Genomic DNA, 10,470 nt, shown 5'->3' with positions numbered 1-10,470 from the left:
CCCCCCGCCTGCGCACCGCGGCGCGCCGGACCATGAACTCGGGCGCGCAGACCCGGCCGCTGTTGTAGAGGCTGAGCCGGTGCAGCACGTGGCGGCGGTGGCCGCGCGGCGGCAGGGTCTCGCGCCGCCAGCCGGCCACGAGGTCGAGCCGGTCGTCGCCGCGCAGCACGTCGCGCAGCAGCAGCAGCCCGCGCGGCTCGAGCGCGAGGTCGTCGTCGGAGAAGGCGAGATAGGGATCCTCGGCGAGCTCGAGCGCGGCATTGCGGCTGTTCGAGAGCCCGCGCCCGGGCAGCGGCACGATGCGCAGGTCGTCCCGCGCGAGCAGCTCCGGCGCAAAGCCCGCATCCGCCGGGCCCCGCGCCTCCTGCACCAGCAGCAGGTAGCGCAGCCCGGGGCAGGGCGGCGGCAGCACCAGCCCCGCGCGGCGGTCGGTCATGGCCGAGATCGCGACCGTCAGGCCATCAACGCTGTCACTCATGAAGGGGGGCCGTCTTTCCGGGATCGGGTGTCGGGGAAGGGGCGTTTCGCGCGCGAAACATCTCCCAAGATAGGGCCTATTTCCCGGCCAGCCAGGCCTCGAGCCGCTGCCGCAGCTCTTCGGTGACGCCGGCGCCCGAGAGCACGATCTCGCCACGGTCCTCCTGCCAGTGCAGCTCGACCGGGCCCGAGATGCGACCCTGTTTCAGCGCCTCGGGGCGTTTCGCGCGCGAAACGGCGGGGGTCTTCAGCGCCTTGCGAATGGCCTCCTGCTCGGCCTCGGCGCTCTCGGGGGCGGCCTTGTCGAGCGCCGCCGCCAGCCGCGCCTCGAAGCCCGGATCCTCGCGCAGGGCGCGGGCCATCTCGAGCCCGATGCGCTCGCCCAGCGAGGCCGGGAAGCGCAGCAGCTCGTCGAGCCGGCGCACCAGTTCGGCGAAGCTGCGGATCTTCGACCGGCGCGGCCGCGAGGCCGAGGCGTAGAGCGCCGAGAGCGCCGCCTCGTCATGCTCGAAGGCCCCGGCCTCGACCGCCTTGGTGGCGATGCGGGCGCGCTCGTAGTAGCTGAGCCCGAGCCGGATCTCGTTCTCCTCGACCATCGAGACATAGGCCTCGCCCGCCGCCTGCGGCGGCCGGATGCGGGCCAGCACGGTCGAGAACCGCGCCTCGCCGGTCTCCTCGAAGAGCGCGCGCAGCGACGACAGCCGCCGCCAGCCCGAGATCAGCCCGTAGCGGGGCTCGCCGCCCTCGCCGAGATCCACCACCTCGATGGCCATCTGCTGGCCACGGGCGCGCAGGCTCTCGCGCAGGGACTGCTGGTCCTCCTCGGGCACCGAGATGCGGTCACGCACCAGGTAGCCCGAGTCGATCTCGGAAAGCGGCAGCGGCTGGATCAGCCGGCCCTCGCGGCGGGCCTCGGTGATCAGCGCGGTCACCTCCTCGAAGGCGGCGTTGCGGGCGGCCCCGCCGGCCACCTGCGCAATCGGCGGGGTCGAGGCCGCCGACAGCGACGGCCGCGCCGCGGAGGGCCCGGCAGAGGGGGCTGGGGCGGGCGTGGGGGAAGCCACCGGGGATGCGGTCGGGGCAGGGGAGCCGCCGAGGAAATCCGGGCTCGCCGGGGTCAGTCGCTTGCGCTTGGCCATGTCTCTCTCCTCACTCCGCCGCCTGGGCCTCGGCCAGCTCGTCGCGGCGCCAGGCCCCGAGCAGCAGCGTCTTGAAGGCCGCGTAGGTCTTGTCGAAGGTCTCGCGCCCGCGGGCATAGGTCATGCGGTTGAAGTCGCGGTAATCGGCCTCGTAGATGCCGTTCACCTGCTCGCCCGCCTGCCCGATGAGCGCGGTGAAATCCTGCCGGTGGGGCGACAGCGTGCGCCCGAGATAGGCCTGGATCAGCCCCGCCAGCTCGGCCTGCTGGGCGTCGTCGTAGCGGGTGACCACCGCCTGCACCGCGTCCCACTCGAAGGCCATCTCGGTGCGCCCCAGCGCCCGGGCGGCCATGTTCTCGCTCTCCTCGATCGAGGCGAAGGTCGAGTGCAGCATGTCGAAGAAGCGCCCCGTCGAGTCGAACTCGAGGAAGCTCGCCCCGAGCGGCACCAGCAGGATATCCGCCGCCGCCAGCCCGTTGATCGTCAGGTAGCCGAGCGCCGGGGGGGTGTCGATGAAGACGAGGTCGTACTCGTCGAGGATGCCGTCCGCCTCGAGCATGTCGGTGAGCGCGTCCCAGAGCTTCCAGCCCTGGCCCTGAATGCGCCAGACCGGGATCTGGAACTCAGCCCAGTAGAGGTTGAGCTGCGCGCCCAGGAGGTCGATGTTGGGCCAGTGGGTCTTCTGCACGAGATCGCGGGTGCCGAGGGTCAGCGCCTCGGTCAGCGTCTCGTCGAGCGCCAGCGGCGCCTCGCCCCGGTCCATGCGCCGCTGGTTCACCTGCCGCAGGTGCAGCGCGTAGTGCCGGGCGATGAGCGGGAAGGCGGTCTGCCATTCGTCCGCCACCTTGCCGCCGAAGATCGAGGTCATCGAGCCCTGGCTGTCTAGGTCGAGCATCAGCACCTTGTAGCCGTCGAGCGCCGCCGACATCGCCAGGTGTGCCGCGGTCGAGGTCTTGCCGACGCCGCCCTTGAAGTTGGCCACGGCCACGATCTTGGCGGGCAGGCCCTCGGGGCGGTAGGGGGCGTATTCCTTGGCCTTGGATCCCTCAGAGGCGAAATGCGCCCGGAGCCGCAGCACCTCGTCGAAGGTGAACCACTTGGCGCTGCCCGAGCTCGAGGACCGGCCCTGCGGCAGCTCGGGGTTCTGTCTTAGCACCCGGCGGAAATGGGCCTGCGCCACAGGGATCAGGTAGCGGGTGATCTCCCAGGTCGAGAACAGCCGCAGCGTCTTCTGGCCGCTCTCGTCCATGCCGCGCGAGGCCAGGTCCTGGCGGCCCTTGCCGCAGGCCTCGGCGATGGCCTGGAATTCGGCGGTGCCGATCTGCGGCGGCAGCTCAGCCAGCGCCTTGTCTGGGTTGATCCGGAAATAGGGGGGAAGGGTGTCTTCGGTCACGGAAACTGCTCGATGTTCTGTGTTTTTATCAGTGTATCAAGAAAAGCAGCACATGGAAGTGTTTTGCGAACAAACGCGTGTTTTCTTCGGAAAACCCCTTGGTTTTCAAGGCAACCTGCCACGTGCCCGATCCATCCCCAAGTTATTTTTCTGTTAGATAGAGAGTTACGGGACCGGGACGCTATCGCTAACTTGCCGCAATTTCAGGGCTTTTGCGCGCCTCGACCGATCCATGCGACTCTGAACCCACGATAGGGCGATTCCGATCCCACGCCAAAGCGACTCCGATCCCACGATCGCGGCGGGGGCGGGGCTGGACGGGGGCTGTGGATAAATCTACCCTCGGTGTAAATGAAAACACGATTCCCGCGACAGGCGGGACAGCGGCTCGGGCAGGCCGTCACGATACGGACAGGACAGTCATGGCACAGGGCACGGTACAGCCAGCCGGTCCGGGGTTGCTCCCCGACCGCTATCCGACCGCGGATTTCTTTCTCTGCGACATCTTCGACGCCCTGCCCAAGGACGACCTCGCGACCATGGAGCACCCGGTGTTCTCGCTGTCGACGCGGCCCGACCGGCGCATCCTCGAGTACGAGCACAACGGCGTGCAGATGACTGTGACCCCCTCGGTGCGGGGGCTCGCGACGATCCACGACAAGGACATCCTGATCTACTGCGTCAGCCAGCTGATGGCGGCGATCAACGCCGGCCGCGCGGTCAGCCGGACCCTGCACCTGCGCGCCCACGATCTGCTGGTGGCCAGCAACCGCGAGACCAGCGGCGATGGCTACAAGCGGCTGCGCGACGCCTTCGAGCGGCTGGCGGGCACCCGCATCACCACCAACATCGCCACCGGCGAGATCGAGGTCACCCGCGGCTTCGGCCTGATCGAGAGCTGGGAGATCGTGCGCCGCTCGCGGGGCGGGCGGATGATCAGCGTGGCGGTCACCCTGTCGGAATGGCTGTTCCGGGCGGTGATGGCGAAATCGGTGCTGACGCTCTCGCGCGATTACTTCCGCCTGCGCAAGCCGCTCGAGCGGCGGATCTACGAGCTCGCCCGCAAGCATTGCGGCCGCCAGCCGGCCTGGACGGTCTCGGTCGACACGCTGCTGAAGAAGTCGGGCTCGGCCAGCCCGCGGCGGGTGTTCCGCAAGATGCTGCGCGACATGATCGCCGCCGGCCACCTGCCCGATTACGACATGACCGAGGAGCCGGGCGATCTTATCCGCTTCACCCAGAAGGGGGTGGTGGACGACGGCCCGCGCGGCCCGGCGCTGTCGCCGGACGTGCTGGACCGCGCCCGCGAGCTGGCCCCGGGCCGCGACGTCTACGCGCTCGAGGCCGACTGGCAGGACTATTGGCGCCGCAGCGGCCGCCCCGCCCTGCGCAACCCGGGCGCCGCCTTCCTCGGCTACGTTCGGACCCGGGTCGGGGGCGGCTGAGCGCGACCCGTCTTCAGTGCCTGCGACCGATGGCGCCGAGCTTGGCAAGTAGATCGGGCAGGTGCCACGGCCGAGTGGGCCGCTCCGGGGCTACCCAAGGCTGTCGAGAAGCAGCAGTGCTTCGTTGCGGTGCATCGTGTTTTGAATTTGCGAGGGGATCACCAGGGGCAGGCTCCGGTTGGACATGGGAGTGGCCCCCGGTCTCTCGTGACGGCTCTGCGGGGACGGTCGTGCATGGTGCCCGCAAAGAAGTCTCTCTGACTCAGGGTGGGTAGGCAGTTGAGACCCCGCCACCATGCAGGGTAGAGCGTTAACTCTTGCGAAAGTTTCGCGCGCGAAACGCCCCCATCGAAGCTGTCAAAAGGGCAGGGGGGCCTCTCAGACAGACCAGCACGACACCGTTCCACGAGCAGGCCCCCGCAAAACGGAGGGATTACCTCAGCCAGCGCGCTGGTGTCAGAAGCTTAAGGGGCTTTGATTTCATGATGGAAAACGCAGGCCGGAGCGCTGCTGAGTAAGTCGCATAGGAGGCATCTACCTATGCGAGGGGCAGGAGTGATGGAACAGAGGCTGGCGTATGAAGGCCAATAGAAAAGTCCCGGGCGAGGTAAGGCGGTGAAGCTTTGTTTCTCAAAATCGAACCAGATGTACTAATTTCTCGGGCGCGGTAGCGGGCCGTGAGCGCAGGGAGTCTCAGAAAGTTCAGTGGTGGATACGGTGCGGACGCAGAGGTGTTCGGACGTTCGGCGCGGCTACGTAGCTTTAGGAGTACGTAGGGCCGTTCGACTCCGCGCCCGCGGCTTCAGTAGAGCCGATTCCACCCTTCCAAACAAGGTTCACCGCCCCGCCTCGTGCGGGGCATCTTCATGGAGAAACTGCTTCCTGATCTAAGATCCACTCAAAAAGAGCGGATCTTAGATCAGGAAGCCGCGCGGTAGGTGGGGCCAGAACACCGGTTACGGTCATCTGGCGGAGCACTTTCGCGAGGAGCAAATTCGGACCCGTTTCTCCCCCTTGAGTAAGCTCAACCGCGAAAGGGCATTGTCCGAGCGGCACACACTCGAAAGGCTATGGCAGACCTTCCAGCGAAGCGACTGGCGCGACTATGCGAAAGTTGAGGTGGCGGGTGGGCAGCCCAGGCAGGCGTTCTCCCAGGCGGGTCCGGACGTTCTCAAGGTCTTCGGGCGGTATCTCGCGGGAAACAATTGAGCCGCAGGTCGCCTGTTTAGGTCAGCGTTTTGTCTTGCTCTTCCCGCGATGAGCGGCGAGACGACATCGACCTGAGCAGAACCGCTGACGGGCGTGGGTGCCCGCAGGAATGATCTCACTGCAGCCTGGTGCTTCACATTGCCGTTCGGCGACGGCCGCCCTAAGGGAGCGGAAGCGGGCTTGATCTAGTCGCCGTTTCTCTGATCGGATGCGGTACTCCAGCACCAGATCGGCAATTCTCACTCTCGTGGCGTGATTGGGCTCGGTGCCATCGCTCTGGTCGTAGACCTCAAGTAGAAGCTTCAAGGCGTCGGCAATGCGATAGCCCCAGCTATCGACATACTCAGTTTTGTAAGGGCCAAGGAGTTTTGGCTCCCAACGTCGGACGATTGCCCGAGCGTCTTCGTTCTCCGCTTTGTTGTCGTGGGTCATCAACGCTCCGACGTGGTCTGCTCACGCACTACGTTTTACGTTACTTTGCGTCTCCGACATTGTTCCGCAAGTCCGGTTGAAATCTAGCCCGAACTAGAAGCCGCTGCAGATATCTGCATATCTGCCCTTATGCGCTTGGTCGCGACTTAAAAGACCGAATGAATGGAGGCGATGCCTGAGGCACCGCCGCTGCCGTCCAAGATTGCCCCACCTGCAGAGTGCCGAGCTTGCAAGGTGCGGCGGTGTCTGCGCCAGCGTGTTTCGGACACTCAACATGACTCGGTCCGCTCTTCGCGACCGGTCGGCGCTAAAGCGCCGCCCTTCAAACGAAAAACCGGCTTCCGCTTTGCGAACCCTCCGGTTTTTGGTTGGATCGCATCACGGCCCGGTCTGCTCGTTTTTCACCGAAACACTCAAACTGACGGAGACACAAAATGCGTACCTTTGCAGAATTTCAGATCATCGGCCGGGTCGGGAAAATCAAGGAAGTCGGCCCCACGCTCCGGGTGAGCATCGCCGCCGAATATGGTCGAAAAGATGATCGCGGCGACTTCCAGTCGCGCCCCTTCTGGAACGAGGTCACGATCTTCAAGGACAGCGTCATCGGCTGGGCGAAAGAGAATATTGCCCCCGGCGACGTGGTCCATACCCGCGGCACCATGCGCCAGAGCGAGTACACCAAGGACGGCCAGACCGTCTACGACGTTACCTTCGCCGCCAACGACTTCGACCTGCTGCGCAAGAAGGCCAGCGAGGGTTGAAACGACCGGAAAGGGCTGCCTCTGGCCGCCCTTTCCGCCATCCCACCGGCCCGGGATGCCGGTGAGAAATCTCGATGGAGCCTCGCCGCCATCTCGGTGAAGACCCGCCTGCGGCCGGGCATCAAGCCAGACCTTCCCACAAGCCGGCTCGCCATCCTTCGCGATATGGTTGCGCGTCCCGCTCGCCGCCTGCAAGGCCCGCGCCGCCCCCTCGGCCGGCTGTGGGCTGGAAAGCTCTGGCGGATTGATCAGGAGAGATCCGCGCGGGGCGCGCGTCTCGCGTGGTTTCAAAGGGCAGGGCAGGGGCTCGACGGGCTGGCGCCCGCTCACCCCCGCCCTGACATGATCCTGTTTGTTTGTCCGCCCAACAGACCGGCCCCGGAAAGTCAAAAGACAAGCGCCGCCGATGGCGTCGTCTGCGCCGGGGCCGTGTCCTCGCGCTGCGCGCTGCGGGCCGCACCACCCCCGGCTCCGATCCTTTGACTGTCCGTGTCCGGCCCGTGGGTCGGGCTTCGCCCTCTCCCACTCTGTTCCGCCGAAAACATGCGTTTTCGGTCGGACAGATTGGCCGAGGCGCAGCCCATTGGCGGAAGGCGGGCACCCAGCCCCCACCGTCTCCACCACGAAGGAGGCCACAAATGGCAAAGGCGAAATTCGACGTTTACCAGCATGTCACCGATGAGATCATTGCGCAGATCGAGGCAGGCACACCGCCCTGGCGCAAGCCGTGGACCGGCGGCGCAGGTGGCGCGCAGATGCCGGCCCGCTTCAATGGGGAAGACTATCGCGGCATCAACGTGCTGATGCTCTGGGCGACGGCGGCCAGCAAGGGCTATGCCTCGGCGCGCTGGATGACCTATCGGCAGGCGCAGGAGCTTGGCGCGCAGGTGCGCAAGGGCGAGACGTCGGCCACGGTGGTGAAGTTCGGCACTGTCGAGCGCGAGACCGAGGATGGCGACGAGAAGAAGATCTCCTACTGCCGCGCCTATCGGGTGTTCAATTCCGACCAGATCGACGGCCTGCCGGAGGACTTCTACACCCGCCCCGAGCCGCCGCGGGATCTCGGCACCAAGGCGGATCCGGAGCTCGAGGCATTTATCGGGCGCACCGGCGCGGCGATCCATTCGAGCCCGGAGCCGCGGGCGTACTATGACATCCGGGCGGATCGCATCCACATGCCGCCGATCGAGACGTTTCTCAGCGCGCAGGCATTCTACGGGACCATCCTCCATGAAATCACGCACTGGAGCGGCGCAGAAAAGCGGCTCGACCGGTTCAAGCGCTTCTCCGACCGAACGGCCTACGCCTTCGAGGAGCTGGTGGCCGAAGTCGGCGCCTGCATGCTCGGGGTGCAGATCGGCGTGGCGCCGGAGTTCGACCAGAGCGCGAGCTACGTTGAAGGGTGGCTTGCTGCCATGAAGGGCGACAATCGCGTGATCTTCCGCGCCGCGTCGGAAGCGCAGAAGGCTGTCGATTTCATATTGGGCGAGGCTGGGCGTGCCACCGAGCAGGCCGCCTGAGGCGTTGCCCACCTAGACGCCGATGATCGGGCCTCGCTCACGCGGGGCCCGTCTAATTTCGCGGGTTGGTCTCAGCGTCTGCGCCGCCGAGGCCAACCCGCGCGGGCCGGGCTTATGCCCGGCCCGGGGACGATGTGGCAGGGATCGGCTCTTCGAAGATCAGGCCCATCCTGAAGGCGCCGGGTTTCTCCCAGGCAATTTCGGTCTCTCCTGTGTTCCAACGGAATCTCAGTCCCAGGAAGTGTTCTTTTCCTGCCTGATCGAGGTGAAACACTCTGGAGATCGGGAAGGCATAGAGTTTCTTTGCCAGCATGGTTCTTGTCCCAAATAGTTGAAGCCGGATAGCGCGCTATCCGGCCTGCCCGCTGGCGAGGCCGGGGGTAGCAAGGGCAGCAGAAATCGACAGGGGTGGTGCGGCCCGCAGGCCTTTGGCCGAGGACACGGCCCTGACTATTTCTGTTGACCGCGCGAGGGGCGGCGCCCCTTAGCCCTGTCGATGCAACAGTCCCTGCGGGCTTCGGTTTTCATTCCGGATGGGATGCCCTAGCGTGAGAGAGATACGCTTTGCCCTCGAAAGGGGTGTTTCATGGAGATTTCATCATTTTTGGCATTCATCGCTTCAGCATTGATGCCGCTCGCCCTGCAGGCGCAGCAGGAGACCGGGACGAAAGATGGATCCGCCGCAGACTCTGCACCGGTGGTGATCTCGGATGTGACCTGGTCTCACAGCATCCAGCGCGGATTGCCGGTGCATGATCTCGAGGGCCCCGGCGCAACGCTGCAGCTCGTCTGCGATCCGGATCGTGTCTTCGGCCCGCAACCGAATGGGTCTTTCGCCGTCACCCTGCCGCAGGAGCGCGCACCGGCGCGGATCGTGGTCCTGGCTCAGACCGGTGAACAGGCGGCGTTCGAGCTCGAAGACGGCCGCGTCGCCCAAGCGAAGGCCGACCCCGACGCGTGGTCGGCGCTGGTGACCATCCTTGGATCGAGCACCGAGTTCGCCGTGGTCAGCGCGCATGATGCGGTGACCTGGAATGTCGATGAGGCCCTCGCCGGCCCCTGTGACTGAGCAGGGGTCGCGGGCTGATGCCCGCGACGACCTCTATTGCGCGGTCTTCACCTCGTAGGCTTCGAGCGCGTCGAGACCGTAGATCCGGAACAGCGCGCCGATGATCCGTGCATCGGCGATGAGATCGAGCGGATCGCCGATCTCCGCGCGCAGGGCGCGGACAATCTCGGGGTCCGAATAGGCATTCACGAACAGCCCACCGCTGCCCTCGGCCCGCGTGAGATCGAGGTGCGTCTTGAGCCGCGTGCTGTCGCGCAGCGCTGCCGCGTGATCGAGATCCAGGTATCTCCTGCGCGCCTGCTTCATCAGCCCCTTTTCGAGATAGTCGACGCTGGTGCCGAGCCGGACCGCCAATGCCTCCAGCCGCGCCATGTCGGTCGGCAACCAGATCACGAAGCCGCGCACGTTCTTCTTCGCTGGGGCCTCGGCAGCCGCCCCCCGCCGCGTTACCGCCTTCGGTTGCGCCCGCTTTGAGGTCGCGGGTCTCTCCTCGCCCGCCGGGGCCAGGTCAGGGGAGACGCCGGTGTTGCCGTCGACCTCGGGCTCTGCCTCCGCCACCGGCTCTTGCGGCCCGGGCGTGGCGCGGCCCGCGTAGCGGGCCGTGGCCCCTGCGAGCCGGCTGCTCGCCTTTGCGTGCTCGGCGGCATTTGGCAGTGCATGGGAGGTGCGCACGACGCGGGACCTCTTGCGCTTCTCTGGCTTGGGATCGCCGCTCACTCTGCGGCCTCCGTCACGTCGATGACAGCAAGGAGTTCCTCGAGCAGCGCGTCGCCGCCGGCCAGGATGTCCATCATGGCGCCGCCCTGCAGCCGCCCGGCGGGCTGGGCGTTCGCTGCCTCTGCGGCCACACCGAGCGGACCCCAGGCCGCGATCTCGCGCCAGTATTTCGAATTGGGGATCACGGTCAGCGCATGCGGCATGTCCATGACCGCCTGCAAGGCGTCGCGATCGCGCGGGGTCAGGCTGGCGATGTCGAGATCCCCGGTGAGCACCGAGATCATCTTGGCTGGCACCGCGGTCAGCAC

Annotated in this window: 11 protein-coding genes; 4 read left to right on the top strand and 7 right to left on the bottom strand. The window is 66.3% G+C overall.

Features of this window, described 5'->3' with window-relative positions; all coding sequences use genetic code 11:
• The 3 genes from BLQ77_RS27530 to BLQ77_RS27520 all read right to left on the bottom strand — a co-directional run.
• A partial coding sequence (locus BLQ77_RS27530) for a glycosyltransferase (RefSeq protein ID WP_131822088.1) occupies positions 1 to 478 on the bottom strand: 478 nt, incomplete at its 3' end.
• A 76-nt stretch (positions 479 to 554) separates the two neighbouring features.
• A complete protein-coding gene (locus BLQ77_RS27525) occupies positions 555 to 1,616 on the bottom strand; it encodes a hypothetical protein (protein WP_089964251.1) in 1,062 nt (353 codons plus the stop codon).
• Positions 1,617 to 1,626: 10 nt separating this feature from the next.
• On the bottom strand, positions 1,627 to 3,009 hold the full coding sequence (locus tag BLQ77_RS27520; protein ID WP_089964250.1) for an AAA family ATPase: 1,383 nt from the start codon (positions 3,007 to 3,009) through the stop codon (positions 1,627 to 1,629).
• A 422-nt stretch (positions 3,010 to 3,431) separates the two neighbouring features.
• Here BLQ77_RS27520 and BLQ77_RS27515 point away from each other — a divergent pair, with 422 nt between their 5' ends.
• Positions 3,432 to 4,454 (top strand): replication initiator protein A, encoded by a 1,023-nt coding sequence (locus tag BLQ77_RS27515; RefSeq protein WP_165617236.1) that lies wholly within the window; start codon positions 3,432 to 3,434, stop codon positions 4,452 to 4,454.
• Positions 4,455 to 5,684: 1,230 nt separating this feature from the next.
• Here the strand turns inward: BLQ77_RS27515 and BLQ77_RS28570 are convergent.
• Positions 5,685 to 6,095 carry a hypothetical protein gene (locus BLQ77_RS28570; protein ID WP_131822087.1) on the bottom strand — a complete coding sequence of 137 codons (411 nt, stop codon included), beginning with the start codon at positions 6,093 to 6,095 and terminating at the stop codon, positions 5,685 to 5,687.
• A gap of 434 nt (positions 6,096 to 6,529) precedes the next feature.
• Here BLQ77_RS28570 and BLQ77_RS27505 point away from each other — a divergent pair, with 434 nt between their 5' ends.
• Together BLQ77_RS27505 and BLQ77_RS27500 are read left to right on the top strand one after the other, a co-directional pair.
• Positions 6,530 to 6,856, top strand: a complete 327-nt coding sequence (locus BLQ77_RS27505) for a single-stranded DNA-binding protein (RefSeq protein WP_089964248.1) — start codon at positions 6,530 to 6,532, stop codon at positions 6,854 to 6,856.
• Positions 6,857 to 7,494: 638 nt separating this feature from the next.
• A complete protein-coding gene (locus tag BLQ77_RS27500) occupies positions 7,495 to 8,376 on the top strand; it encodes an ArdC family protein (protein WP_089964247.1) in 882 nt (293 codons plus the stop codon).
• A gap of 112 nt (positions 8,377 to 8,488) precedes the next feature.
• On the opposite strand, the gene BLQ77_RS27495 is transcribed toward BLQ77_RS27500, so the two are convergent.
• The gene (locus tag BLQ77_RS27495; protein ID WP_089964246.1) at positions 8,489 to 8,689 is read right to left on the bottom strand and encodes a hypothetical protein; all 201 of its coding nucleotides are present in this window, start codon (positions 8,687 to 8,689) and stop codon (positions 8,489 to 8,491) included.
• Positions 8,690 to 8,962: 273 nt separating this feature from the next.
• On the opposite strand from BLQ77_RS27495, the gene BLQ77_RS27490 reads away from it, so the two are divergent.
• On the top strand, positions 8,963 to 9,445 hold the full coding sequence (locus BLQ77_RS27490; protein ID WP_131822086.1) for a hypothetical protein: 483 nt from the start codon (positions 8,963 to 8,965) through the stop codon (positions 9,443 to 9,445).
• A 33-nt stretch (positions 9,446 to 9,478) separates the two neighbouring features.
• Here the strand turns inward: BLQ77_RS27490 and BLQ77_RS27485 are convergent, their stop codons facing one another.
• On the bottom strand, positions 9,479 to 10,162 hold the full coding sequence (locus tag BLQ77_RS27485; protein WP_089964244.1) for a hypothetical protein: 684 nt from the start codon (positions 10,160 to 10,162) through the stop codon (positions 9,479 to 9,481).
• Positions 10,159 to 10,470: hypothetical protein (locus tag BLQ77_RS28975; protein WP_165617235.1), on the bottom strand; the 312-nt coding region annotated here is incomplete at its 5' end. The genes BLQ77_RS28975 and BLQ77_RS27485, both read right to left, overlap by 4 nt.

The sequence above is a fragment of the Salipiger thiooxidans genome (assembly GCF_900102075.1).
Taxonomy (GTDB): domain Bacteria; phylum Pseudomonadota; class Alphaproteobacteria; order Rhodobacterales; family Rhodobacteraceae; genus Salipiger; species Salipiger thiooxidans.
This window is presented reverse-complemented; position numbering and strand designations above follow the sequence as displayed.

Excerpts from the sequence above, each read along its gene's own strand:
- BLQ77_RS27525 (WP_089964251.1), bottom strand. The coding sequence starts at position 1,616 with ATGGCCAAGCGCAAGCGACTGACCCCGGCGAGCCCGGATTTCCTCGGC.
- BLQ77_RS27515 (WP_165617236.1), top strand. The coding sequence starts at position 3,432 with ATGGCACAGGGCACGGTACAGCCAGCCGGTCCGGGGTTGCTCCCCGAC.
- BLQ77_RS28570 (WP_131822087.1), bottom strand. The coding sequence starts at position 6,095 with ATGACCCACGACAACAAAGCGGAGAACGAAGACGCTCGGGCAATCGTC.
- BLQ77_RS27505 (WP_089964248.1), top strand. The coding sequence starts at position 6,530 with ATGCGTACCTTTGCAGAATTTCAGATCATCGGCCGGGTCGGGAAAATC.
- BLQ77_RS27500 (WP_089964247.1), top strand. The coding sequence starts at position 7,495 with ATGGCAAAGGCGAAATTCGACGTTTACCAGCATGTCACCGATGAGATC.
- BLQ77_RS27495 (WP_089964246.1), bottom strand. The coding sequence starts at position 8,689 with ATGCTGGCAAAGAAACTCTATGCCTTCCCGATCTCCAGAGTGTTTCAC.
- BLQ77_RS27490 (WP_131822086.1), top strand. The coding sequence starts at position 8,963 with ATGGAGATTTCATCATTTTTGGCATTCATCGCTTCAGCATTGATGCCG.